This window comes from Nonomuraea sp. NPDC049152 (assembly GCF_040648355.1).
Classification (GTDB): Bacteria; Actinomycetota; Actinomycetes; order Streptosporangiales; family Streptosporangiaceae; genus Nonomuraea.
This window is the reverse complement of record NZ_JBEZDO010000040.1, coordinates 51,378-75,245: the sequence shown is the minus strand read 5'-3', so window position 1 is coordinate 75,245 and position 23,868 is coordinate 51,378. Positions and strand designations below refer to the sequence as shown.

22 protein-coding genes and 2 pseudogenes are annotated in these 23,868 nt (G+C 70.0%); 18 read left to right on the top strand and 6 right to left on the bottom strand.

The window, feature by feature from the left end; all coding sequences use genetic code 11:
* Nucleotides 1–127 precede the first annotated feature (127 nt).
* The 7 genes and pseudogenes from AB0B45_RS44985 to AB0B45_RS44955 all read left to right on the top strand — a co-directional run bounded on the left by AB0B45_RS44985 (nucleotide 128) and on the right by AB0B45_RS44955 (nucleotide 6,557).
* On the top strand, nucleotides 128–1,246 hold the full coding sequence (locus AB0B45_RS44985) for a sensor histidine kinase (protein WP_358144061.1): 1,119 nt from the start codon (nucleotides 128–130) through the stop codon (nucleotides 1,244–1,246).
* A gap of 151 nt (nucleotides 1,247–1,397) precedes the next feature.
* On the top strand, nucleotides 1,398–2,048 hold the full coding sequence (locus tag AB0B45_RS44980; protein WP_358144059.1) for a response regulator transcription factor: 651 nt from the start codon (nucleotides 1,398–1,400) through the stop codon (nucleotides 2,046–2,048).
* Nucleotides 2,049–2,262: 214 nt separating this feature from the next.
* On the top strand, nucleotides 2,263–2,892 hold the full coding sequence (gene ccmA, locus AB0B45_RS44975; protein WP_358144057.1) for a heme ABC exporter ATP-binding protein CcmA: 630 nt from the start codon (nucleotides 2,263–2,265) through the stop codon (nucleotides 2,890–2,892).
* 50 nt (nucleotides 2,893–2,942) lie between these two features.
* Nucleotides 2,943–4,457: a DUF6297 family protein gene (locus AB0B45_RS44970; RefSeq protein WP_358144054.1), complete on the top strand. Its 1,515-nt coding sequence runs from the start codon at nucleotides 2,943–2,945 to the stop codon at nucleotides 4,455–4,457.
* 274 nt (nucleotides 4,458–4,731) lie between these two features.
* Nucleotides 4,732–4,920 (top strand): hypothetical protein, encoded by a 189-nt coding sequence (locus AB0B45_RS44965; protein ID WP_358144086.1) that lies wholly within the window; start codon nucleotides 4,732–4,734, stop codon nucleotides 4,918–4,920.
* Nucleotides 4,914–5,018, top strand: a pseudogene (locus tag AB0B45_RS44960) (AAA family ATPase); the annotation flags it as partial. The gene AB0B45_RS44965 and the pseudogene AB0B45_RS44960, both read left to right, overlap by 7 nt.
* A gap of 381 nt (nucleotides 5,019–5,399) precedes the next feature.
* Entirely contained in the window at nucleotides 5,400–6,557 is a 1,158-nt protein-coding gene (locus tag AB0B45_RS44955; RefSeq protein ID WP_358144084.1) for an erythromycin esterase family protein, read from the top strand.
* Between the two features lie 516 nt (nucleotides 6,558–7,073).
* Here AB0B45_RS44955 and AB0B45_RS44950 read toward each other — a convergent pair.
* Entirely contained in the window at nucleotides 7,074–7,880 is an 807-nt protein-coding gene (locus AB0B45_RS44950) for an SDR family NAD(P)-dependent oxidoreductase (RefSeq protein WP_358144052.1), read from the bottom strand.
* A gap of 99 nt (nucleotides 7,881–7,979) precedes the next feature.
* Between AB0B45_RS44950 and AB0B45_RS44945 the strand changes: the two genes are divergently transcribed.
* Complete coding sequence (locus tag AB0B45_RS44945) at nucleotides 7,980–8,603, top strand: TetR/AcrR family transcriptional regulator (RefSeq protein WP_358144050.1); 624 nt, start codon at nucleotides 7,980–7,982, stop codon at nucleotides 8,601–8,603.
* Between the two features lie 341 nt (nucleotides 8,604–8,944).
* On the opposite strand, the gene AB0B45_RS44940 is transcribed toward AB0B45_RS44945, so the two are convergent.
* Nucleotides 8,945–9,580 (bottom strand): TetR/AcrR family transcriptional regulator, encoded by a 636-nt coding sequence (locus AB0B45_RS44940; RefSeq protein WP_358144048.1) that lies wholly within the window; start codon nucleotides 9,578–9,580, stop codon nucleotides 8,945–8,947.
* Nucleotides 9,581–9,803: 223 nt separating this feature from the next.
* Here AB0B45_RS44940 and AB0B45_RS44935 point away from each other — a divergent pair, with 223 nt between their 5' ends.
* The 4 genes from AB0B45_RS44935 (at nucleotide 9,804) to AB0B45_RS44920 (ending at nucleotide 12,786) form a co-directional block, all read left to right on the top strand.
* Nucleotides 9,804–10,151 (top strand): nitroreductase family deazaflavin-dependent oxidoreductase, encoded by a 348-nt coding sequence (locus tag AB0B45_RS44935; RefSeq protein ID WP_358144046.1) that lies wholly within the window; start codon nucleotides 9,804–9,806, stop codon nucleotides 10,149–10,151.
* A gap of 162 nt (nucleotides 10,152–10,313) precedes the next feature.
* Nucleotides 10,314–10,745: a hypothetical protein gene (locus AB0B45_RS44930; protein ID WP_358144044.1), complete on the top strand. Its 432-nt coding sequence runs from the start codon at nucleotides 10,314–10,316 to the stop codon at nucleotides 10,743–10,745.
* Between the two features lie 31 nt (nucleotides 10,746–10,776).
* Complete coding sequence (locus AB0B45_RS44925; protein WP_358144041.1) at nucleotides 10,777–10,989, top strand: hypothetical protein; 213 nt, start codon at nucleotides 10,777–10,779, stop codon at nucleotides 10,987–10,989.
* A gap of 246 nt (nucleotides 10,990–11,235) precedes the next feature.
* Nucleotides 11,236–12,786 (top strand): carboxylesterase family protein, encoded by a 1,551-nt coding sequence (locus tag AB0B45_RS44920; protein WP_358144040.1) that lies wholly within the window; start codon nucleotides 11,236–11,238, stop codon nucleotides 12,784–12,786.
* 411 nt (nucleotides 12,787–13,197) lie between these two features.
* On the opposite strand, the gene AB0B45_RS44915 is transcribed toward AB0B45_RS44920, so the two are convergent.
* The gene (locus tag AB0B45_RS44915; protein WP_358144038.1) at nucleotides 13,198–13,713 is read right to left on the bottom strand and encodes a hypothetical protein; all 516 of its coding nucleotides are present in this window, start codon (nucleotides 13,711–13,713) and stop codon (nucleotides 13,198–13,200) included.
* Nucleotides 13,714–13,963: 250 nt separating this feature from the next.
* On the opposite strand from AB0B45_RS44915, the gene AB0B45_RS44910 reads away from it, so the two are divergent.
* Nucleotides 13,964–15,265: an NAD(P)/FAD-dependent oxidoreductase gene (locus AB0B45_RS44910; protein ID WP_358144035.1), complete on the top strand. Its 1,302-nt coding sequence runs from the start codon at nucleotides 13,964–13,966 to the stop codon at nucleotides 15,263–15,265.
* 310 nt (nucleotides 15,266–15,575) lie between these two features.
* Here AB0B45_RS44910 and AB0B45_RS44905 read toward each other — a convergent pair whose 3' ends face one another.
* A complete protein-coding gene (locus tag AB0B45_RS44905) occupies nucleotides 15,576–16,787 on the bottom strand; it encodes a globin domain-containing protein (protein WP_358144032.1) in 1,212 nt (403 codons plus the stop codon).
* Between the two features lie 330 nt (nucleotides 16,788–17,117).
* On the opposite strand from AB0B45_RS44905, the gene AB0B45_RS44900 reads away from it, so the two are divergent.
* The 5 genes and pseudogenes from AB0B45_RS44900 to AB0B45_RS44880 all read left to right on the top strand — a co-directional run bounded on the left by AB0B45_RS44900 (nucleotide 17,118) and on the right by AB0B45_RS44880 (nucleotide 22,711).
* Nucleotides 17,118–19,886 (top strand): PAS domain S-box protein, encoded by a 2,769-nt coding sequence (locus AB0B45_RS44900; RefSeq protein ID WP_358144029.1) that lies wholly within the window; start codon nucleotides 17,118–17,120, stop codon nucleotides 19,884–19,886.
* Nucleotides 19,852–20,175, top strand: a complete 324-nt coding sequence (locus AB0B45_RS44895) for a hypothetical protein (RefSeq protein ID WP_358144082.1) — start codon at nucleotides 19,852–19,854, stop codon at nucleotides 20,173–20,175. Before AB0B45_RS44900 ends, AB0B45_RS44895 begins: the two co-directional genes overlap by 35 nt.
* Nucleotides 20,172–21,017, top strand: a complete 846-nt coding sequence (locus tag AB0B45_RS44890; RefSeq protein ID WP_358144027.1) for a universal stress protein — start codon at nucleotides 20,172–20,174, stop codon at nucleotides 21,015–21,017. Before AB0B45_RS44895 ends, AB0B45_RS44890 begins: the two co-directional genes overlap by 4 nt.
* Before the next feature lie 348 nt (nucleotides 21,018–21,365).
* A pseudogene (locus tag AB0B45_RS44885) lies at nucleotides 21,366–21,716 on the top strand (hypothetical protein); the annotation flags it as partial.
* 449 nt (nucleotides 21,717–22,165) lie between these two features.
* Nucleotides 22,166–22,711, top strand: coding sequence for a hypothetical protein (locus tag AB0B45_RS44880; protein WP_358144024.1), 546 nt, complete (start codon nucleotides 22,166–22,168; stop codon nucleotides 22,709–22,711).
* 90 nt (nucleotides 22,712–22,801) lie between these two features.
* Here AB0B45_RS44880 and AB0B45_RS44875 read toward each other — a convergent pair whose 3' ends face one another.
* Entirely contained in the window at nucleotides 22,802–23,089 is a 288-nt protein-coding gene (locus AB0B45_RS44875) for a PhzF family phenazine biosynthesis protein (RefSeq protein WP_358144022.1), read from the bottom strand.
* Nucleotides 23,090–23,363: 274 nt separating this feature from the next.
* The gene (locus AB0B45_RS44870; RefSeq protein WP_358144019.1) at nucleotides 23,364–23,858 is read right to left on the bottom strand and encodes a cupin domain-containing protein; all 495 of its coding nucleotides are present in this window, start codon (nucleotides 23,856–23,858) and stop codon (nucleotides 23,364–23,366) included.
* Between the last annotated feature and the right edge of the window lie 10 nt (nucleotides 23,859–23,868).

The window sequence follows — 23,868 nt, the reverse complement described above, 5'->3', positions numbered from 1 at the left end:
GAGCCAGATCCGGTCTTACCGATCAGACCAGGGTCATACGGTGCAGGCATACGAGAGCAGAGTACGACCCTGGTCTGACGGCTCGTGCTCCGATTCCCTCCTGATCGTTCCTCGATACCCTCAGGATGTGAACCGGCTCGCCCGGCGGCTTCCACACAGGCTGCTGATCCTCGCCGACATCGCCGTCGCGATGCTGCTCGCGCTGGCGTCCACGACGGACCGGCCGGGCCTCAATGTGAACACCGTGTCGGCGCTGGTCTGCTCGCTGCCCATGGCAGTGCGGCGGATCTGGCCGGGGCCCGCCTACTGCGGCGCGCTCCTGGCCAGCCCCCTCGTGCTCGTGCTGCAGGTGAACCAGATCATGCTGGCCGCGACGGTGGCCCTGACCCTTTACCTGGTGTCGGCCACCCAGCCGGTGCGGCGATCGGCGATCGCGTTCGTTCTGGGCCTGCTCGTGACCGGGTCCGCGCTGCTGATGTCGCTGATCGGCGTACCACGGCACGCGAACGGCTGGCCGGACCCTTTCTTCATCGTCGGGACGGCGTGGCTGGTCATGGGAGCGAGCTGGAGCCTCGGCACGACGGCGCGCACCCGCCGAGAGTTCGCCGCCCGAGAGGTCAGGAGGCAGGCCGAGAAGGCGGCGGTCGACGAGCGCCTGCGCATCGTCCGCGAACTGCACGACGTCCTCGCCCATTCCATGAGCATGATCACCGTCAAGGCCGGCGTGGCGGCCAAGGTCCTGGACAAGCACCCGGCGGAAGGACGCAAGGCGCTGCAGGCCATCGAGGAGATCGGGCGCAGCTCACTCGTGGAGATGCGCCAGTTCCTCGGCGCACTGCGTTCACCCGACGGCGCACCCGAGAACGCACCGCTGCCCGGCCTCGCCGACCTGCCGTCCCTGGCCGACCGGGCGGCGGAGGCCGGCGTGCAGGTCGACCTCTCGGTGAGCGGAACCGTGCCCGACAGCATGGGGTTGCCGGTCTACCGCATCGTCCAGGAAGCGGTCACCAACGTCGTCAGGCACGCCGCGCCCGCCCACTGCCGGGCCAGCGTGTCAGTCGCCGACGGGATACTGAAAATCTCCGTGATCGACGACGGGCCGGGGCAGCGCGTGCTGCCGCGCCAGACGGGCGGCCACGGTCTGACGGGAATACGCGAACGGGCCATGATGTACGGTGGCTCCTTCGATGCCGGGCCCCTGCCAGGGGGAGGGTTCGCCGTGCACGCATCATGGGAGATCCCTTGACCGACCTGGCCCACGCCGGCCACCCATCCCCCGGTAGCGGATCGGCGTGTGGGCCTCAGGCGTCGATCCATCATGATGTACGTCAGGCCAGGATCGCGGAGGGAGCCGGCAGACCGGATCCTGCCCCGGATGGACGCGCCAGGGAGAGCTCTTGATTCGAGTGCTGATCGCCGACGATCAGGCACTGCTGCGTGGCAGCTTCCGGCTGCTGATCGACTCGGAGGACGACCTCTTCGTGGTCGGCGAAGCGGCCGACGGGCAGCAGGCGGTGACACTCACGCGGACGGAGTCACCCGATGTGGTGCTCATGGACGTCAGGATGCCGGAAATGGACGGCATCACCGCGACCAAGCAGATCGCCGGGGATGCCCGGGTCCTCATCTTGACCACGTTCGACCTCGACGAGTACGTCTATTCGGCGCTGCGGGCGGGCGCCAGCGGGTTCCTGCTCAAGGACGCACCCCCCGACGATCTCCTGAAGGCGATCCGGGTGGTCGCCTCGGGCGAGACGCTGCTCGCGCCGCGCGTCACGACGCGGCTGATCGCGGAGTTCGTACGGCGGCCGGTCCAGCAGGTCTTCCAGCAGGTCTTCCAGGGGCTCGACACGCTGACGGACCGAGAGCGCGAGGTGCTCACCCTCATCGCCCACGGGCTGTCCAACGCCGAGCTCAGCGACCAGCTCCAGGTGAGCCCCGGGACCGTGAAGACGCACATCGGCCGCCTGCTGGCCAAGCTGCAGGCCCGAGACCGCGCCCAACTCGTCATCGCCGCCTACGAAGGCGGCCTGGTCACGCCGCGTTAGCACGGGCGCGGGCCGCGGCCGATCACCTCCGCCCGCCGGCTGGGGATGCCGTTGCCGCGGACCACCCCAGCAGGTGGTTGTGGTCGGTACGGCCGGCGTGCACGGCTAGTCACTGCGATCCGCACGCCGAAGCTTCACACGGCGATCACCACGGACAGATGATTACGAAACAAGATCAGATGCCCTCTTGGGACTTACTCGTTAGGCTCCAACGATGTGTGAACCGATCATCGCCGTCCATGACCTCTCGGTCGAGCTCGGCGGCAATCCCGTGCTGAGCGGGCTGACGCTCAGTGTGGGCCCATCCGAGCTGGTGGCCCTCGTGGGGCCGAACGGGTCCGGCAAGTCGACGCTGCTCCGCTGCCTGGCGGGACTGCAGCCCGCCACCAGCGGCACCGTCAGCGTGTTCGGCGCTCCCCCTACCGACGACGCCGCGTTCTGGCGGCGCGTCGCGCTGCTGGGCGACGAGCCCGCCTGGTATCCGGGGCTGACCGCCGGCGAACATCTGGAGTTGATGCGGGCCGTGCACGGCGAGCCGCGTATGACCGTCGAGGCGGCGCTGGAGCTGTTCGCGCTGCGGGAGCGCGCCGACGCTCCTCCGCTGAACCTGTCCACGGGCCAGCGCCAGCGGTTGTCGCTCGCCGCCGCGCTCCTGAGGCCCAGCAGCTTGCTCCTGCTGGACGAGCCGGAGCGCGGCTTGGACGCCGGGTTCCGCGAGCGCCTGGGAACGCTGCTCAGCGAGTACACGGTCGGGGGCGGCACCGTGGTCATGGCCACCCATGACCCGGGGCTGGCCGGCCGGGCACGCCAGGTGTCGCCGACGGACGGGCGGGTCGCCGCATGAGTGCTTCTTCCCCTCAGGGATCCGGGTCGGTCCGGTCGGTGCGAGCGTTCGTGCGGTCGCGTGGGCGTGCGCCCGCGAGTCTGCTCGACCGGTACGTTGCCCTGTTCGCGCTGGCGGTGGCTGCGGCGGTGGCCGGGAATCCCGTCTCGTCGGCGCTGGCGGGCCTGGCAGGGCGAGTCGAGGTCGCGCAGGTCGGGCCAGGGGTGGCGTTGGTGGTGCTGGCCTACGCCGGGTTCGTCGCCGCCGCCCGCGCCGCCGGCCCGGTCGTGGTGACGGCCGCCGACGCCGCCTGGCTGGTCCTGTCGCCGCTCGACCGGCCGGGCGTCCTGGGGCGTACGGGACGTGTCCTGCTGCTGGTCTCCGTCGTGGTAGGGGCGGGGCTCGGGCTCGGCTTGCTGGCGGTGCTGGGCGCTCCCGACCAGCTGGTCTGGCGGCTGGTGGCCGCGCTGGTGCTCGGCGTGTCGGCGTCCGCGGGCGGGATGGCGCTGGCGGTGCTCGGCCAGGCGTCTCAGTCGTGGCACGCCTGGGTGACCGCGGGGCTGGTCGCGCTGCTGGTGGTGGCCGTGGTCGCCGCCGGCGGCCAGGCGCGCGGCGTGCTCGCCGCCGTCGCCGCCGCGCCCCTTTCCGCCGTGACGGCCACCGCCTCGGCCGCCGCGCTGGCGTCCACCTTGCTGATCAGGCGGGCGTGGACGGCGCTCGCCCGCATCCCGTCACGGACGATCCTGGCGGCCTCGACTCGCGCCGGGCACGTCGCGACCGCCACCGTCACTCTGGACCCCGGAGCTCTCACTTGGATCGCCGAGGACAACCACTGGCGGGCCAGGAACCTGCGCTCCAGGCCGTGGCCGTCACTGTCCTGGCCGCGCAGCGCAGGCAGCCCCTCACCGGCCTGGCTGCGCATCGCACGCCGGCCCGGGCGCCTGGCCGGGCCGGTCGCGCTGGCCTGGCAGGACTGGGTGCGCGCCGCCCGACGTCCTGGACGTCTGGCCGCGCTGCTCGCCACCGCCGCGCTGCCCGCCGTGCTGGCCGGGGCGGGTGGCGCGCCCGCGGCGGTGGCAGCCTCCGTGCTGGCGGGCGCGCTGGCGATGGCGGCGGGCGCCGCTTCCGGCGCCCGCCGCGACGCCGACAACCCGAGCCTGGCACGGCTCGCCGGCGTCGGCCACCGTCAGGCGCTGGCCGCGCGCGCCCTGCTGCCGGCGCTGCTCAGCGGCGTTTGGACGGCGACCGCGCTGACCGGACTGTCGCTGGCGGGCCGGCTGCCCGCCGGGCCGTGGTGGCTGTTCGGCCCCCTGGCAGCCCCGGCCATCGCCGCGGCGGCCCTGCGGATGGCTCGGCGCGGCCCCGTGGACCATTCGATGCCCGTCATCGACACCCCGGGCGGCGCCATCCCGACGGGCCCGCTCATCTGGGCACTCATCGGCGTTGACCTCGCAGTCCTGGGATCCCTCCCGGCGGCCGTGGCGCTGGTGAGCCAGCCGCACGAGATCGGCGGATTCCTCGCGGCCCAGGCCGCTTTGGGCGTGGCCGTCCTCGCCGGCTACGTCCACCGAAGCCGAGTGGCGTAATCGACCTGGTCCCCGATGTCACGGCCACGCTGGAGCGGCACGGCTGAAGCGATGCCCACACGCGCTGGGGGCCGCCAGCGGGACGCCGAGCACGTGAACTGGGCGCCGTCTTCGACGCTGTCCTCGATCCCCTCGGCGGCAAGGTCGGACGCTGCGCGCCCGCGGACCTCACTGACTCAGACCCCTTCGATGCGGCGGCCGGCGACCTGATACGGGACGATGCGGATACTGTCGGACTTCAACTCCGCACGTCCCACCCGCCGCGGTCCACACCCTGGCCAAGTGCGACTGGATCCGGCGCGGCCATGCGCTCTGCCCCATCGGTGATTCGGGGACCGGCAAGAGCCACCTGCTCATCGCGCTGAGCATGGAATCGGCGATCGCCGGCCCGCACGGCCGCGTCGGGAACTGGGCTACCTGGAACTCGACAAACGCGGCGCTGACCTGCTGTTTCAAGTGCTGACCGACCGAGAAGAGACCGCCAGCGTCGCGATCGCGTCCAACGAGTCATTCGGCGGCTGGAGCAAAACGTTCACCGACCCCGCGATCCGCGACAGGCTCACCTACAACGCCACCATCATCGAAACCGGCACCGACTCCTACCGGCTGGCCCAGACCCGCGCCCGCGTCGAACACCTCGCCCGCTGCTTCCTCTCTAGCCGGCCATCATCGCCAACGGTGAGGACAACTGTCGCACGCATCGGAGGCGCCCCGCGAGGGCCACGACCGCCGAACCAGAGTGGCACGAGCTCCTGGCCCGTGCCCACCATGCCGGATTGGACGCCTTCCTCAAGACGTCACCACCAGCCCTGCGGCTTCGCCCTGATTCGGACCAAGGCCGCTGGCCTCATCGATGCATCACCGATTGAAGGTCCATCGCGTTGGAAGCGAGCATTTTCACGGCAAAGTTTACATCGAAAGTTCAACGATACCGTTGAAGGCATGGACATCAAGGACACAGCCCGTCCGCTCGACGGCGCGGGCGTCTCGGCGTTCCTCCGGACGCTGCCCGCCAAGCCCCTGCTGCTCGGCCTGGGCGAGGCCAGGCACTTCGTGGGGGAACTGGGCGAACTGCGCAACGAGATCTTCCGGCATCTGGTCGAGCACGAGGGCTACCGGTCGTTCGCCATCGAGAGCGACTGTCTCATGGGCCTCGTGGTCGACGACTACATCACGACGGGCGCGGACGCGCTCGATGACGTCATGGAACGCGGCTTCAGCCACGGCTTCGGCGCGTACCCGGCCAACCGCGAGCTCGTGCGCTGGATGCGGGCCTACAACGAGGAGCATGACGAAAAGCTCCGGTTCTTCGGGTTCGACGGCCCTCTGGAATATTGGGCGGCGAGCCCGCGCCAGGCGCTCACCGCCCTCTACGCCCTCCTCGACGGCCCGCTGCCCTGCACCAGGGAAACCCTCGACACGCTGCTGGGCCCGGACGACCGATGGGCGAACGAGGCCGCGGCCATGGATCCGTCCCAGTCGATCGGCCAGTCCGCTGACGCCCAGCGGCTGCGACTGATCGCCGACGACCTGGTGACGCTGCTCGACACGCAGGGGCCGCGGCTGAGCGCGGAGGACAGGGAGCGGGCGGAACTGTACGGGCGCACCGCCACCGGCCTGCTCCGCTACCACTACTGGATGGCCGACGCGTCCCCGGCACGGTGGACGCGGCTGTCGGCCCTGCGGGACGCGATGATGGCCGCCAACCTCCGTGCCGTCGCCGAGCGCGGCCCGGCCCTGGTCTTCGCCCACAACCTCCACCTGCAGCGGAACAAGAGCCTCATGCCGCTCGGCGACCAGCAGCTGGAGTGGTGGAGCGCGGGAGCGATCACCGCGACGCACCTGGGCGACCGGTACGCCTTCCTGGCCTCAGCCCTTGGCACGGTCGGCGACAACACCCCGTCCCCGGACACCGTCGAGGGCATCCTGTCCACGCTCCCGTGGGACCGATCTCTCATCGACGCCCGCCGCCTGGCCGAGGCCATCACGAAGCCCGCCCCGCGCGTCTCTCACGATTTCAAGTATTTCCCGCTGGACCCGGCCCAGCTCGACATGATCGACGGCGTCGTCTTCCTCAAAGAGGCCGTCAAGCTGGATTGACTGGGCGCATGCGTGCCAGGCATGGCTGACACGCCTGCGCTCCATCACACCATCCATGCTCGCCCCCTCGCCGCGGGCGGATCCTCAGGTCCCCAGGCGCTTGCTGCTGTGCGGGCTGGTCGACGGCCTGCGTCGCCGAAGAGACGGCCGGGCCCGCGCAGCCACATGCGGACGCCGGCCGCGTGGGGCGAGCGCGTCGACCCCCGATCCCCCGGGCTATGTCATCGACTACAACCACGGCCGGCCTCTGCCGACCCGTCAGCGCTCCGTGCCGCTGTAAGAGGGCGCCAGCTCGTCACGGGTCTGAGGAACATCGGAACCGGATCGTGCGCCAAGCCCGTTGGACGGCACCTCCCCTGGGTCAGCGGAAGGGCGCTCTTGCGCGAGAGGTCAACCCCGCGGCGCACATGCCCGCGGCGGCGGCGGCGATCAGCAGCCCCGCCATACTACGCCGACAACCTCGACGAGATCGTCAAGCCTGCCTGAACCTCCCGCGGCGGTGCGGCGGTGGGGTGCTCAGTTGACGGTGGGTGTGAAGCCGCCGTCGATGCGGAGGTTGGCGCCGTTGATCGAGGCGCCGAGTGGGCTGGCGACCAGGGCGACCAGGGCGGCGACCTCCTGGGGCTCGGTCAGGCGGCCGGACGGGTTGGCAAGAGGGCCGTCGATGAGGATGCGCGTGGCGGTCTCGGCGTCGTCGCCCAGCCCGTGGGCCTTGGCGAACGCCACTGCGAAGTCCCGAAATCCGTCGGTCAGGGTGGGGCCGGGGCTGATGGTGTTCACGGTGACCCCGGTGCCGGCCAGTTCCTTGGACAAGCTCACGGTGAGGTTGGACAGCGCGGCTTTGGCCGCGCTGTAGGCGGCCTTGCCGGGGAGCGGGTTCGGGTGTGCGGCACTGCTGATCTGGATGATGCGGCCCCATGTGGCGGCTCGCATCGGGGGTGCCAGCACACGGATCAGGCGCACCGCGGAGGCGACGTTGGCGTCGTAGAGGGTGAGCCAATCGGCGGGAGCCGCCGAGATCCAGCCCTCGTCTCCTCCTGCCAAAGCGGCGTTGTTGACCAGGATGTCGATGCCGCCGAAGGCCGCCGTGGCGCTGTTGGCGATCTGCTCTGCGGCTGTGTCGTCGGTCAGGTCGCCCAGCACGACCGACGCCGTGCCGCCGGCGGTGACAATGGCGTCCGCTGTCTCCGCGGCCCGTTCGGCGTCTCGGCCGTGTACGACGACGGCGACCCCTTCCCGACCCAGGCCGAGCGCGATGGCTCGCCCTATGCCGCTGGAACTGCCGGTGACCAGCGCCCGCTTTCCGTGCAACTGCAGGTCCATGGTGTTCTCCTCGATCTATTTCATCGGACAGTGCATCTTTCGCTGCACAGCCTGTCTTTGACTGGACTTCGTGTCAAGCCAAAGGTAGGCTCGCGTTCCATGGCCACCCGTAAGTACCAGCAGCGTCTGCGCGCCGACGCCGCCGAAGAGACTCGCCGCCGCATCCTCGACGCCGTGTACCAGCGGCTGCGCGAGGCGCCGACCGAGCCGGTCAGCATTGAGCGGGTCGCGGCTATGGCCGAGGTATCGCGTTCGACGGTCTACCTGGTGTTCGGCTCGCGCGCGGGATTGTTCGACGCGCTCGGCGACGACCTGCGCGAGCGCGGCGGCTTCGACCGCGTCGCCGATGCCGCCGGCAGCCCTGACGCCCGCGAGAGCCTGCTCGAGTCGATCCGCGCCTCGGTGCCGATCTTCGCCGCGCACCGTGAGGTGCTGCGGGTGCTGTACTCAATGGCGCAGCTCGACCCCGAAGCCGTCGGCGGCGCCGTGCAGCGCATGGGGGAGGCGCGCGCCGCTGGAATGGTCTGGCACGCTCATCGGCTCGCCGAGCAGAACGCACTACGAGCCGACGTCACCGTCACCGACGCCGCCCATCTCCTGTGGGCAGTGACCGGCTTTGAGTTCTTCGACCAGCTCTACACAGGGCGGGCGCTGTCCGTGGACATGGTCGCCGACCTGATGGTCGCTGCCGCCGGACGTGTGGTGTTGGAGCCCGGCCGGTGATCGGGTCCAGCCGAGGTACGGGTAAAACCGGCCACGAGCCGATCTTGACGCCGGTTTCCCCAGGCAGGCAGGCGTATGTTAACGGTCAACCGTGATCAGGCTTGACGGGCTGCTGCACCGGTTGACCGGTCAGGAGCCGTACTCGCCCGATGATGTCTTGCTCGTGCCGCTGCGGCGCCGTGAGCTGGACGCCTTGTCCTGGGCAGTCATCTATCCGGGCAGCCTGGACGCGGTCGGCTCGTTGCGCCGCACCCTGAGTGCGGGGCGAGGCCCTGGCGTCCTTGGCCCCCGTGCGCGACGTGGCGATCGCGGGCGCTTTCGGGGGAGGGGCAAGGTGAGTCTCACGTGGCAGTATCGGGGCTCTGCCTCCGGCGAGCTTCGAGCGCATCCAGAATCAGGTCCAGGCCGTAGCTGAACTCGCTCGTGTGGTCGTAGCCCGGCCGCAGGGCGTGGTCGACGATCATCTCTGTGAGGTACGGCAACTCGTCCGCCGGCAGGTGCTCGAGGATGCCGCCGGCCACTTCCTCGACATCGTCCGGCATCGTCATCGGCAGGTTCGCCTCCTGGAGGACGAACCCGCCGATGTAGCTGTCGATGAGCGAGACAGCGTGCGCGGACATCGGCAGCGTGAACCCCGCCTCCCGGAGCACACCGAGGACGGCGTCGTGGTGGCGTAGCGTCGCCGGCCCCGGGTTACGGCGGGAGTCCATGAGGCCGAGAGCCCAGCTGTGCTGCGACAGGACCGCACGTGCAGAGGAAGCGCGCGCACGGATCGCGTCGCGCCAGTCATCGCACTCGGCGCTGGGTAGCTTGATCGCCGCGAACACCATGTCGACCACGCCGTCGAGGATCGCGTCCTTGTTCGGCACGTGGTGGTAGAGCGACATCGCCTCCACACCCAGTTCCTGCGCCACCCGTCGCATCGTGATCGCCTCCACGCCGCCGCGATCCGCGACCCGGACCGCGGCTTCCAGCACGAGACCTCTGCTGAGCGGTTGTGGTGGTGGCGACACGACGGCTCCGGGGTATGGACGGGTTGACTACCTTACAAGTGTAAGCCAGTCTTACGCACGTAAGCCGCCTTACTGATGTAAGTCCTCCCGGCATCAGCTGAGGGCTCGGGGAACGTTTGGCCTACGACGCGCCCCGCCAGGGCGAGAGAAGGAGATGCCGATGCCGATGCCGAGGTGGTGGGGGCACGTGAACAAGAGGGTGTTCAACCCTCGCGCGATCGCGGGCGGGACGTGGCCGGTGCTGATTCACGTCGGTCGCATTTCCGGCGCGACGTACCGCACGCCGCTCGATGCGCATCCTGTCGACGGCGGCTACCTGTTCGTTCTGGTGTATGGATCGCGCTCGGACTGGGTGCAGAACGTTCTGGCAGCCGACGGCGCGCGGCTCCGGGCCGACGGGAGGGAGCTGGAACTCACCGCCCCCCGCCTCGTCGGGGAAGACGAGGCGTTCCAGGCACTCCCTGATGAGGTGGCACGCCCACCGAGGCTGCTCCGCATCACCGAGTTCCTCCGTATGGACCTGGTCGCAGGCTGACGATCGACGTCCAGCGCGGAGCCTCGGCCACCGTACGAACGCTAGGGCGGTCATTGTCGATTCTCTTGTCCCGGCGGTCACCGGGCGCGACGGCCTGACCTCCTGCTCCTACGACAAACAGCGGGAAGGATTCTGACGCCTACCGCCGAAGGGCGCCGCCCAATGCGCTGGACGATGCCCGGAAGCGAGAACGAAGTGTTGGTCGTCGAAGTTGGGTGTCCCCTGTTCAGCTGCGAAATGCCACAGATGGCGGCTGGCGACCTGCCGGTGCGCGCGGTGGCGGCCGAGGCCGGGCGTTCGCCCTCGCGCATCCAACAGATCGCCACGGCGGCCGCGCCGCTGCCGGAGCTGGAGGCGGCGCCGGCGCAGCTGCGTCAGGCCGGATGGCCGGCTCCGGAGGGTCCCGCTGGTAGCGATGATGAGGAGCTGGACGGCCGCGACAGCATCGCCGAGCGCCTGGTCGATGAGGTGTTGGGTACATCGACGAGCTGGCCCGTGCCCGCGCGATGGCCGACCTGGACCAGGCCGCCATCCTCTGCGACCGGCGCGCTGAGCTGCGACGCCGCCTGGCTGAGCCCTGGCGCACCTGCGTGATGAGCGGATCGAGCCGCCCACCAAGGACCGCGTGCGGCGGATCATCGCATCCGCGCTGCGCCAGGCGGAGCAGGCGCTGACCTTACGGATCCGCGGCCGGCTGGCGAGCGACGTGGTCGACCGGATGCCGGCCCTGATCGAGCGAGCCGTCGACCCGGAGGAGGACGAGGGGGCGATGACGAGCATCGGAACTGTGATTCTCTTGACCTACGGCCCGGTTGGGGACCCGAGCGGAAGGGCATGACAGGCGCCGACTACAGGGCCGCGCTGCTCACCCCGGACCCCGGCGCATCGACCACGACGGGGAGCGCACCCACCTCCGTGGAAAGACCCTACATCCATAAATCATCATTTTCGGCACTCTGAGATGAACAGTCGTCACGGTGGGTAATGACGTGGTGCCTGGCCGCATCTGGCGGCCTGGACGGTGCTCCGGGGGACGGCCGGCCCTGTGCGAGCGTGCACCGCCCTGTCCCGGCCGAGGAGTGTCATGTCGCCCACCACCGTTGAGGTCCCGACCGCCTATGGCCCGGTATCGGGGCTGATCGAGAACGGGATCGCGTCCTTCCGCGGGATCCCCTATGCCGCCGCTCCCGTCGGACCGAACAGGTTCGGCGCGCCCGTGCCGCCCGACACATGGAGTGCGCCGCTGCCCGCTCACGAGTTCGGACCCACACCGCCGCAGCCGCCGCTCAAGGGGAAACTCGGCGAGCTGTTCCACAACCCGGTCATCCCCGGGGACGGTTACCTCAACCTGAACGTGTGGACCAGCGCCACCGGCTCCGACGCCGCGATGCCGGTGCTGGTGTGGATCCACGGCGGCGCGTTCACCACCGGCTCCTCCGCGGTGACGACCTACGACGGCGCCACCTTCGCCCGCGACGGCGTCGTCTGCGTCACCATCAACTACCGCCTCGGGGTGGACGGCTTCGCCTACATCGAAGACGCTCCCGTCCCGGCCAACCGCGGCCTGCTCGACCAGATCTTCGCGTTGGAGTGGGTGCGGGACAACATCGCCGGCTTCGGCGGCGACCCCGGCAACGTCACCGTGGCAGGCGAGTCCGCCGGCGCGATGAGCGTGCTGACCCTGCTCTCCCTCGGCCGGGAGCTGTTCCGCCAGGCCATCGTCGAAAGCGGCACCGCGCACATCGGCCAGACCCTTGAGGACGCCGCCCTGATCACCGCCGCCGTCGCCACCCGGCTGGGTGTGGAGCCGACCGCCCAGGAGCTCGCAGCGGTGGACACCGCCGCCCTGATAACGGCGCAGGGCGAGGTGAGCGACGACGTCACCTCCAGCGCCGACCCCGAGCGGTACGGGGCGAGCACCATCGCCTCGTGCGGCATGTCGTTCATGCCGGTGATCGACGGCAAGGTGGTTCCGCAACTGCCGATCGACGCCATCGCCGACGGCCAGGGCGCTGACGTGCCGCTGCTGATCGGCACCACGGTCGAGGAGTTCAGGACCTTCGTCGTTCCCACCTCCATGGTGGGCTGGCCCGGTGCGGCACCATTCAGGACCAGGACCGAGGTCTACGGTGCCCCGGCCGGCTTCTACGACCGCTACGCCGAGACCAACGTCGAGCCGTACGTCCGCAACGCCCCCTCCGGCATCGCCTGCGCGACACTGACCGACCGCATGTTCCGCATCCCCACCTACCGCATCGCCGAGGCTCGCAGCGACGCGCCTGCCACCACCCACGTCTTCGAGTTCGGCTGGCGGTCACCCGCCACACCCAACATCCTCCGCGTCAAGCTCGGCGCCTGCCACAGCCTTCCGCTCCCCTTCGCGTGGGACACGCTCGACAATCCCGACAGCGCGGAGTTCACCGGTCCGAACCCGCCCCAGAATCTCGCGGACGTCCTGCACGGACGCTGGGTCGAGTTCGTCAAGACCGGTGAGCTCGACCAATGGGTTCCCTACAACACCACCGAACGCCCGGTGATGACCTTCTACCGCGACAGCAAGCCAGACAACGTCATCGTCCACGACCCGCGCCGCGACGAGCGTGAGATCTGGAAGAACGAGTTCAACCCGAGCTGACCTGCAGCACAGTGTCGGCCTCCGGCGTGCGCGTGCGCGCCGGAGGCCAGGATCCCCGGCACCTCTCGCGGTACGGCAGAGCGCCCGGCTACTCCATGGCGGCGACGCGACCGGAGGGTTCCAGCGGCATTTCTGGGCCTCGACATGACCGAGCTGACGTTCTTGGACAGCTCCGGCCTGCACATCCTGCTCGCCCGCGCCCGTGCGTGTGCCGCCGACGGTGCCATCTGCCCCGGCCCGTCAGGCCTGCTGTCGACCGGTTGTCCAGCGGGCGTAGCCGTCCGATGGCGAGGAAGAATTCGACTCGGCGAAGTGGCCGATCGCCGGGGGCGAGACACCCCAGAAGTGGTGCCGTGCCTCTGTGGTTTCGCGTTCCGCCTGGAGTACCGCCAGCGGTCCGCCAATCGACCGTCAACGCTTGATGCGGACGGTGAACTGCCTCTCCGTCTCGCCGGCGGGAATGGTGTGGACATAGCCCTGGGCATTGCGATAGTCCCCTGTTCCGCCGGTGATGGCGACATCGACCGAGGACGGGGCAGGCAGGTGGAGAAGCGCCTGCGAGGTGAACTGTCCCTCGGGCAGGGCGAAGGTGCCCACGCACTGGAGCTGGCCCGGGTTGAGGTGAACGTAGGTGCAGATCACGCTGTGATCGCCGACCTTCTCGCCGTCACGGTACAGGTCTTCGGCGATGACACGCTGGTCACCCAGGCTGATCCCCTCCTTGTCCAGATCGAGGTCTTCGATCTGGGTCTGCTTGCCGACCAGTTGGATGACTTCCGTGCGCTGTTGAGTGCCGGGTGTGCTGCTGGAAGTCGAGGCGTTGGCCGACGCCAGCAGGGTGATGGCGAAGGCAGCCACGGGTGCAGCAGCCATGCCGACAGCTGCACTCAGGTAACGCACCTTGTTGATCTCCGATGTACTGGACAACTTGTTGCTCCGTTCCGTTGGGTTGCTTCGGTGGCGGCACAAAGGTGCAGATCCGCGGTTCGCCCGCGACCTCGTCCGCGCCTTCCTGTGCGACCTCCCGGCCCGACCGTGTGCCGTGCTGCGTCACCGGCCACCCGGTGACGCACCGCCTCAGCCACGCTTGCTCAACCGGTGCAATTGGGACAAAAGGTTTAAGTATCTCTTTTGGTGTCGAACCTATCTCTGAGCGAAGCGCGGAGGGAGGCCGCTGATGGCCCGCGTGTTGGCGCCGCTGAAGACGGCTGTGAAGACACCCGTGGAACGGATGAAGACCCGTCCCAAGCCGATGGAGCGACCGGCCAGGCCCCGCGTCGTGGTCGTGGGCGCGGGCTTCGCCGGGCTGAGCGCGGCCCGAGAACTGGCCCGCGGCGGCGCGGTCGTCGCCCTTGTCGACCCTCGCCCGTACACCACCTTTCAGCCGCTGCTCTACCAGGTCGCCACGGCAGGCATCAACGCCGGGGACGTCGCTTACCCGCTGCGGACCTTCGCCGGCAAGTACCCCCGCGTGCGCGTCCGTGTGGCCAGGCTGAGCAACCTGCACCTCGACGACAAACGGGTGGAACTCGCCGACGGCACCGCCATCGACTACGACTACCTCGTGCTCGCCACCGGCGTCACCACCAACTGGTTCGGCATCGAAGGCGCCCAGGAGCACGCCATGCCGATGTACTCCGTCCGCGACGCGGTCAAACTGCGGGAGCGGATGCAGCGCAGTCTGGGGGAGACCGCCGAGGGCAAGCGCCCCAGCACCCACGTCGTCATCGTCGGCGGCGGACCCACCGGCATCGAGACGGCCGGGGTCCTGGCCGAGCTGTGCCGCCGTACCATCCCGCTCACCCACCCGGAGATCAAGCCCGAGCAGACCAGCATCACCCTGGTCGAGCGGTTGGACCACGTGCTCGCACCGTACAAGCCGCGCCTGCGCGACGCCGCCGCCGACGCGCTGCGCAAGCGCGGCGTCAGACTCAGGCTTGGCAGCACCGTCACCGCGGTCGAACCGAACGCCGTCATCCTCGACGACGGCACCCGGCTGCACAGCGATGTCACCATCTGGGCGCCCGGCGTCATCGCGCCCAAGGAGGTCGCCGACTGCGGCCTGCAGCAGGGCAAGGGCGGAAGGGTCGTCGTCACCGAGGCGCTCAACCTGGAGGAGCACCCGGAGGTGTACGTCGCCGGCGACCTCGCGCTGCCTCCCCAGCCGCTGCCGCAAGTCGCACAGCCCGCTATCCAGATGGGCAAGCATGTGGGCCGGCAGATCCTCGCCGCCGCCCAGGGCCGCCCCGTCCAGCCGTTCTCCTACCGCGACCCCGGCATCATGGCGATCGTCGGCCGCGCTGAGGCCGTGATACAGCTGCGCAACGGCACGACCATGCATGGCCTGCTCCCCTGGCTGGCGTGGATCTTCGTGCACATCGCGTACCTGCTGGGCGGGCGGAACCGGATCACCGTGCTCAACGACTTCTTCTGGCGTTACCTCGGGCCACGCCACAGCGCGGCCTCGCTCGCAGAGTGACCTTCGTTCGCGGCGGCCCGGCATTCAGGACGCGGCCGATGGACCCGGACGGTCGGGACTCCGGCCCTGATGAGCCCTGCGAAGCCGCCCATCGCGGCAGCACTGGTCATCGATTCCTCACGTGCTGGGCCGCTCCTGGCTGTCGCCCTGTCGGCGGCGGGCGTGGGGGAGGGAACGCTGCTCGGGCTGGGTCAGGCCTATGCGCCGCGGACGGCGCTCCCGTGCGTCCCACCCGCCAGTGGGTCAGGGCCATTGCAGCCGGCGCGAGAGTGGCATTCGGTCACCGGCGAATGCCGTCCGTCGGAAAGCGTCAGTCGTCGGCACCCAGCCACAGGTCCGGGCCGAAGACCTCGTAGTGGATGTCGCGGGCCGCCACACCGGCCTTGAGGAGCTGGGAGCGCACGCCGCGCATGAACGGCACCGGGCCAGACATGTAGACCACGGCCCCCTCGGGGATCTGCGCGCCCGTCAGGTCCATCTGGCCGGTGCGGGCGTCACCACACGATTCCTCCTCGTACCAGAGGATCCCCTCGGCGCCGGGCAGCGCGTCGAGGAGCCGTTCCGTGTCCTCCCGCAGCGCGTGGTCCGTCTGGGACCGGTCGGCGTGCAGGAGCAGCACGCGGCGGGTGGAGCCGGTGGCGGCGAGGTGCTCGAGCATCGCGACGATCGGAGTGCAGCCGATGCCCGCCGAGACGAGTACGAGGGGCGGGTGACCGTCTTCCAGTGCCACGTCACCGAACGGCGCCGACAGGGTCAGCTCGTCGCCCGCCCCGACGGTGGCGTGCAGCAAGGTGGACACCTCCCCGTCCGGGGCGTTGCCGCCGCGCACCCGCTTGACGGTGATCCGGCGCGACCCGTCACGGCCCTCGCCCGACAGCGAGTACTGGCGCAGCTGGTGTACGCCGTCGGGCATCCGCATCCGGACGCTGACGTACTGGCCGGGGCGGCCGGGCGGGACGGGGTCGTCGCCGACAGGGCGCAGCCGGAAGGAGGCCACGTCGGGCGTCTCCTCGCGGCGCTCGATGACGCGCCAGCGCCGCCAGGTGTTCCCGTCGCGTGCACCGGCCTCGGCGTAGATCCGCGCCTCCAAAGCGATCAGCGCGCCGGCCATCAGCCAGTACACCTCGTCCCACGCCGCGGCGACCTGCGGGGTGACCGCCTCGCCGAGCACGTCGGCGATCGCGCCGAAGGGATATTTCTGCACGATGATGTAGTGCTCGGAGGTGATGCCGACCGCGGTGTGCTTGTGAGCGATGCGGGCGAGCATCCGGTCGGGGCGCTCGCCGGGACGCTCGACCAGCGCGGCGGCGAACGCGGCGAAGGCGCCTGCCAGTGCCTTGCGCTGTTCGCCGTTGGCCTGGTTGCCGCGGTTGAACATGCCGTCGAGCAGTTCCGGACGGTCGGCGAACATCGTGTCGTAGAACCGCGCCGTGATGGCGTCGAGCGATGCGCCGACGACGGGCAGCGTGGCGCGGATGATCCCGGCGGATTCCGGGGAGCGCTGCCGGCTCTTGGCGGCCACGCTGTCGAGCCGCAGGGTGGTGGCACGTTCACAGGATGCGGACCGACTGGCCGGGGCAAGAGTGGCAATCGGGACGTCAGAGGCGCTCGCCGGGAGTATCTTGCGACCGACAGCGATATCACTATCCGCGCTTGACAAGATTCATGCCGTTATGTCTTCGGTGGTTGTCGCAGCTCAACGGCGCTCGCTCGCGGCCAGACGCGCCCCAGCCTGAGGACCGGTAGGAGTTGCATCGTGAACGACCCCGCGCAGGACGGCCAATCCACGCTCGAGCGCTCGGCATCGAGCTACCCACTCCACCGGCCACAGTCTCAGGACGCGGCTCCGCGAGTGGCCGCTCTCATCCGCGGCGTGGTGGTGTGCTGTGGACTGGGGGCCGTGCTGGCCGCGCTGATGGCGCTGATCGGCTGGCTGGGCGCTGTCCCGGCGCTGCGGAGCCTGGCCGTCGGACAGGCCGCGATGAAACCGAACACCGTCGTGGCGCTGCTGGCGCTCGGCGCGGCGCTGCTGCCGGCGCCGTACGGCGATGGCAGGCGATGGCTCCGCCGGAGCGCGCTGGCGGGGGCGGGCCTGGCCGCCCTGCTTGGCGCGATCACCCTGTCCGAATACATGACGGGCATCGATGTCGGCATCGACCAGGCCTTGACGGTCATCGGCTCGCCCAGCACGGCGGCCGATCAGGCAGCTCCTGTCGGGGCGTCACCCGGACGGATGGCCCCTCACACCGCCCTGGCGCTCACCCTGGCCGGCGCGGCCCGCCTCTCGCTGGCCACTCGACGGCTTGTCACGGCCGGGCAGGCAATGGCGCTGCTGGTTGCGCTGATCGGCATGGTGCGGCTATGCGGGCAGCTGTACCAGGTGCCCGAGTTGGAGCGCTTCGCCGACTACACCGGGATGGCGGTGCACACCGCACTGGCGTTGATGCTGCTCGGACTTGGAACGTTCCTGCTGCGGCCGGATGCCGGAATGGCCGCGCTGGTGTGCGGGGTCGGCAGCACCGCCCTGCTGGGCCGCTGGCTGCTTGGCGCCACGCTGGTCGTGCCGCCGACGCTGGGCTGGCTGCAACTGCGGGGCAGCAGCGCCGGCTGGTACGACGCGCGGCTGGGCGTCGCGCTGCTGGTCATGGCCAACGTCAGTGCCTTCCTCGTGATCGGGCTGGCCGTACTGGCAGGGGCAGCCAGGATCGAACGCGAACGTGCCCATGCCCAACGCTCGGTGCGTGAGCTCAGATGGTGGCGGGTGCTGATGGACCACACGCCGGCCGCCATCTACCTCAAGGACCTGAGCGGCCGCTATCTCGCGGTGAACGCCACCTTCGCGCGCATCTTCGGCCTGCGCCCCGAACAGGTGCGCGGCCTGACCGCCCACGACCTGCTCCCCGGCCCGACCGCCGACCAATTACGCGCCAACGACCGGCGCGCCCAGGATGCGGGGCAAGCCATCCAGGTCGACGCGCAGGTCGGTCTGCCCGACGGTGTTCACGACTACCTGAGCGTGCTGGTGCCGCTGCTCGACCACGCCGGCCGCGTGGAGGGTGTGTGCGGGATCGCCACCGACGTCACCGACCGCGCCCATGCCCAGCGCGAACACGACCGGCTCCAGCAGCGCTTCGCCGACCTGCTCGAGTCCGCCCCCGACGCCATGGTCATCGTCGACGGCCACGGCATCATCCAGCTCGTCAACGCCCAGACCGAAGCCCTCTTCGAGTACGGCAGGGCTGAGCTGATCGGCGCGCCCGTGGAGATGCTCATACCCGAGGAGTCGCGCCAAGCTCATCGCACGCATCGCGCCGCCTACACCGCCGACCCCAAGGTGCGGGCGATGGGAGCCGGACATCGCCTCGCCGGTCGGCGTCAGGACGCCAGCACGTTCCCAGTGGAGATCAGCCTGGCACCCCTGCACGTCGAGGACGGCATGCTGATCTGCGCGGTGATTCGTGACGTCAGCGAGCGAGACCGCCAGGAGCGGCAACGCGCCGAACTGGCGGCCATCGTGCAGACCAGCCAGGACGCCGTCCTGGCTCTCACCCCCGCCGGCGTGATCACCTTTGCCAATCCCGCCGGCGCCCGCCTGTACCGCTATGCCTTGCCGGACCTGCTCGGCTGGCACCTGACCCGGCTGATCGCACCCGGTCACACCGAGGACCTGCACGCCGCCCTGACCCGCCTACGCCAGGGGCATCCGGCCAGCGTGGAGACACTCGCCGCCTGCAGTGACGGCGAACGAGTCGACATCGAGCTGACCCTGTGGCCCGTCCACGACTCCGACGGGCACCTGGTCAGCATCACCGCCGCCGCCCGCGACATCACCGCCCGCAAGCGCGCCGACCGGGAACTACGCCGCCTGTACGAGCAGCACCGTCACGTGGCCTCCACCCTGCGCCGCAGCCTCATGACCCTGCCGCCCGACCTGCCCGATCTGTCGTGCGCCCGCCGCTACCTGCCCGCCATCGAGGGTGCGGGCATCGGCGGCGACTGGTTCGACCTCATCGCTCTGGCAGACGGTCGTATCGGCATCCTCATCGCCGACGTCATGGGCCGCGGGGTCGAGGCCGCGGCCGTCATGGGACACCTGCGTCCAGCCGCCCATGCCCTGGCCAAGACCGGGATGCCTCCCGGTGACCTCCTGCACGCGCTCGACGACCTCGTCTGCGACCTGCCCGACCAGCTGGTCACCTGCTGCTACCTGACCCTCGAACCGGACACCCGTGAGATGTGCGTCGGCCTGGCAGGACACCTACCCCCGCTGTTGGCCCGGCCCGGTGCCTCGGTGAGCAGGCTGCCCCTGGCCGTCGGCCTCCCCCTCGGCGTCTGCGACTCCGAGCCCTACACTGACACCCGCCTGCACCTACCCGACGACGCCACCCTGGCCCTGTACACCGACGGGCTCATCGAAACCCCTGACACCGACCTCGATACCCGCCTGCAACTGCTGCAGACCGAACTGCAGGCCGCCCTCGCCGCCACGGGGAACCTCGAAGCGGCCGCCGACTACGTCCTGGCCCGCCTCCTGCCCGACCCGGCCAACCCCGCCGACGACGTCACCCTCCTGCTCCTGCAACCCCCTGCGGCGGAGCGCGCCATCGCTGCCAGCCGCTGATGGCCACAGGATCCGCAAGTACGTCGGCGCCTACTACGCGGTGCTCGGCAGGGTGGACGCGATCGTCTTCACCGGGGGAGTGGGCGAGCACGACTCCGGCGTGCGCGCGATGTCCATGGCGTGCAGGCGGCCAGTGGTCCGGACATCGCTCGCAGCGCGGTCGGCATGGACGCTGGTCGCGACGCCACGATACGAGCAGATGCCTTCGGGCCCTGCCACAGGGACCTTCGACTCTGTCGCTGCCCGGGCTGAGGGGGGTGCGATGGGAGGGACGAAGGAGGAGTCATGATCGTTGCTGGGTTCGATGGTTCGGCAGCCGCCAGGGCCGCGGTGCAGTGGGCCGCCGACGACGCGCTGCGCATGGGCGTGCCGCTGCGGATCGTGCACGCGGTGGACCGCTGGCCGTACCAGATCGCCAAGTTCCCTCCGCAGGAGTGGCCGGACGCCATGATCCGCGCGGGTGAGAAGCTCCTCGCTGAGGCGGAGGCGGTCGCGCACGCCCGCCAGCCCACCGTGGCCGTGGACACACGCCTGATCGAGGGGGCGCCGGCGGCCGTCCTGCGCGAGACGGCGGAACAGGCGGCCGAGCTCGTCGTCGGCAGCCGTGGCCTGGGCGGGTTCGCCGGGGCGCTGATCGGATCGGTCAGCATGCACGTGGCGGGCCAGGTCCCCTGCCCTGTGATCGTGATCCGCGGCGAGCAGGGGCCCCTGCGCGGTGAGATCGTGGTGGGCGTCGACGACGCGTCGGACCGCGTGCCCGCGCTCGCCTACGCTTTCGAGCAGGCAGCGCTGCGGGGCAGCATGCTACGCGCGATCCATGCCTGGCAGCTGCCCATGCACATGTACTCCCCGGCGATCGCCTACGACCTGGACGACCTGCGTGCCTCTCAGCTGCAACTCGTCGCCGAGGCCATCGCGCCGCACCGCGAGAAGCACCCGGACGTGCGCGTCATCGAGGACGTCCGGCAGGTGCACCCGGTGGAGGCGCTCACCGAGGCGTCAGCGCAGGCTGATCTGGTGGTCGTCGGCAGTCACAGCAGGAACGCCCTGGAGCGGGCGCTCCTCGGCTCGGTGAGCAGGGGAGTGCTGCACCACGCGCACTGCCCGGTCGCCGTGATCCGCACCGCCTAGAGGGTGCGCCCGACCAAGAACGTGCACCAGCCCGCGCGGGTGAGGAGCTGAGTTCCACACCCGCGGCGGTAGGGTGAGTGTGGCGAGTCGGCGCCTGTGGGCGAGTCGCGCGCCACTCGCCCGCGGCCCGATCGACCCGGATGGGCGATCCCGCCTGCGCCGCTGCCGGCCGAGCACATCCAGACATCTCGCAGGACGACCTGATCCTCAAGGAGATCGACACGGTACGGCGCCCGGTCACCATCTTCGAGAGTGGCAGGACGCGCGCCGAGCACAAGAAGGCCACGGCCAGGACTGCCGCCGAACTGATGACCTCGCCCGCGATCACCGTCACGGCCGGCGACGCTCGTCAAGGACGCCGCCAAGACGATGCACGACAGCCGGATCAAGCAGCTTCCCGTGATCGACGTGGTCACGGGCCGTATGATCGGCACCCTGCACGAGGCGGACGTGCTGCGGGTCTTCACCCGCCCCGCCGAGGAACTGGAAGCCGACGTCAGGCAACTGATCGGCGGCGGCTTCACGATCACCGTCGACAAGGGCGTCGTCACGATCGGCGGCCATGTCGAGCGCGCCTCGCGGGCCATCGCGCTCGTGGAACAGGTCAGGCAGCTGGAGGGCGGCTCCCCGGGGAAGGGCCGAGGCCGACCGGCTGCAGGTCTCCCGTACCTCTTGTGGGTGGGCAAGCCGAGCCGCTAGCATCTACCTTTAGATAAAGCTTTATATACAGCTTTTGGTTGAGAGGTCAGATCATGCAGACTCAGATGGTGTTCGGGTGTCACCGCGGCTACGGCCGCGCCGCCAGGCAGGCACAGGCCGTTGTCGCATGAGTTGGGTGAGTCAATCTGGAACCTCTCACAAGGCGGCTCCGAGCAGATCAACCGTCTCGGTGGTTTGCTGATCACCCATATGCAGCTGCGAGACCGGCATAGCCCGATGGAGTCCGGCAGATGCGTGCGCTTGCCCTATTGACGGCTCTCGGCGTGTTCGCAGCCTCGTCGGCGTGCGGAACGAAAGGAGCGGAGCAGACGATGACGCCTCCCCGTCCAGGGATCGGCCTTGCACATTCGGCTGGGGCCGCTGTCCCCGATTGCTTCCGCGGGAGCGGAGCGACGGCGCACCAGATCACGAAGCTCGGCGGTACCCGCATGGTGACGCTGGGCTCCGGTCCTCGGGGGATCGTGTTCGCCCCGATCTCCTGGGGGGACGCATGTGAGTGGGCGTCCGAGGCCATACGGCTCGCCCGCGCCGGACACCAGGTTGTCACGTTCGACTGGAGCGGCGACCGCGAGAAGACCGTGTCCGAGGCGACACGCCTGCTGCGCGAGCGGGGCGCCCGGCAGGTCGCCTGGGTGGGCGGATGCATGGGCGGCACAGTGATGCTCGGCATGGCGGAGAGCTCCCGACAGCCTCCCGTCGGCGTCGCGGGGATCAGCCCGCTGGCCGTGCTCGGCGGCGCGGAAGCGGCGAGCGGCCGGAGGTACAGGGGCGAGCTCCTCGTCCTGGGCACCGCCGACGACCCGCTGGCCGACGAAAAGCGGTTGAACGAGGTCGCGAGGCTCTTCCCCTCCGCGGAGCTCACCGTCCTACCCGGTGAACTGCACGCCGCGGAGATCTTCACAGGCCCGCACGGCGACACCGCGCGCCACAGCCTCGACACCTTCCTCGGCCGAGCGTTCACGCGAGTGCCCTGACACTGTCAGGTCGGGCTCGGACGGTGTCCTGCATCTCGGGAGGCCGTGATCAGCTCTACCGCTGATTTCTGCGATCAGGATCCTCGGAGGTCAAAGCGTCTGCGGGCCGCCGGATCGCGACCCTCTTGCCGGCGGGCGATGCCTGCGGAGAGCTACGGCAGGCGGACGACGTGTGATCTCCGCGGTACCGCCCAGGTGGACCAGTGGGCCCGACGGACTGTGCCGTGTGGTGGCGGTGATCGTGGAGGGTGTGCGGAGGGAGTCGCCCATGTCGACGGTGATGTCGGTGATGCCCTGACCTGCCAGGTAGGCAGCGAGGCAGGCGGTGCTGTTGGCGTTGGCGATGTCCTCCGCGACGCCGATCGATGGGGCGAACATACGGGCCGCGGCCCGTCCAGTGTGTAGTGGAGCGGAGTAGACGTAGCAGCCCAGCAAACGAGACGGTCACACGCGGCGCGGAGCCGTTCGAGATCCGGGTCGAGGGCGGCGTGGACCCGCTTCTTCTCCCGCACGGACCAGCCGGCGAAGGCACGTCCCGACGCGTGGAGGGTTTCACAGCGGCCGCCGTGACGCCGAAGACCATCGGGCCGAACAATCCCCAAGCCACAGAGCCGTCGACAGCGCCCCGAACTGCCTTACGGCGTGGGGGCACTCATCGGGTACCCCGCATCGACTGCCAGCCGTCGCCGTCCACGAAGTGCACATCGTAGCGGTCCTGCTCCGGCAGCAGTCCGTCGAAGGACTCCAACCCGTGCTGAATGCGCCCCAGCCGCCGGAAGTATCCGAAGCGTTCGACCCCAGGCGTCAGGACGGCGAGCACAGCGGCTTCGGCCCCTGGCGCCGCGCCGAACGCGTGAGGCAGCCGCGGCGGCACGACGACCAGCCCGCCCGCGGAGACGGTCGCCTTCTCATGTCCCAGGAGGAATTCCATCTCCCCCGCCAGGACGTAGAACAGTTCGGTGGAAAGCGCGTGAAAGTGCGGTCGGGCACCGTCGCGCCCCTTCCCCAGCGTCAGCCGGTTGGCGCCGAGCGCGCCCGCGGTATGGCTCGCGTCGGCGAGCAGCGTGAACGCGCCGCCCGCCGGGAGATCGACGATCTCCGCGGCTCCGGCGGGCACGACAATGGCCTGCGATCTGGTGGCAGTCACGTGAGCTCCT

What these genes read in the sequence shown, in the direction of transcription:
- ccmA (WP_358144057.1), top strand. Translation starts at nt 2,263, where the DNA reads ATGTGTGAACCGATCATCGCCGTCCATGACCTCTCGGTCGAGCTCGGC.
- AB0B45_RS44955 (WP_358144084.1), top strand. Translation starts at nt 5,400, where the DNA reads ATGGACATCAAGGACACAGCCCGTCCGCTCGACGGCGCGGGCGTCTCG.
- AB0B45_RS44950 (WP_358144052.1), bottom strand. Translation starts at nt 7,880, where the DNA reads ATGGACCTGCAGTTGCACGGAAAGCGGGCGCTGGTCACCGGCAGTTCC.
- AB0B45_RS44945 (WP_358144050.1), top strand. Translation starts at nt 7,980, where the DNA reads ATGGCCACCCGTAAGTACCAGCAGCGTCTGCGCGCCGACGCCGCCGAA.
- AB0B45_RS44930 (WP_358144044.1), top strand. Translation starts at nt 10,314, where the DNA reads ATGCGCTGGACGATGCCCGGAAGCGAGAACGAAGTGTTGGTCGTCGAA.
- AB0B45_RS44920 (WP_358144040.1), top strand. Translation starts at nt 11,236, where the DNA reads ATGTCGCCCACCACCGTTGAGGTCCCGACCGCCTATGGCCCGGTATCG.
- AB0B45_RS44910 (WP_358144035.1), top strand. Translation starts at nt 13,964, where the DNA reads ATGGCCCGCGTGTTGGCGCCGCTGAAGACGGCTGTGAAGACACCCGTG.
- AB0B45_RS44890 (WP_358144027.1), top strand. Translation starts at nt 20,172, where the DNA reads ATGATCGTTGCTGGGTTCGATGGTTCGGCAGCCGCCAGGGCCGCGGTG.
- AB0B45_RS44880 (WP_358144024.1), top strand. Translation starts at nt 22,166, where the DNA reads ATGGTGACGCTGGGCTCCGGTCCTCGGGGGATCGTGTTCGCCCCGATC.
- AB0B45_RS44875 (WP_358144022.1), bottom strand. Translation starts at nt 23,089, where the DNA reads ATGTTCGCCCCATCGATCGGCGTCGCGGAGGACATCGCCAACGCCAAC.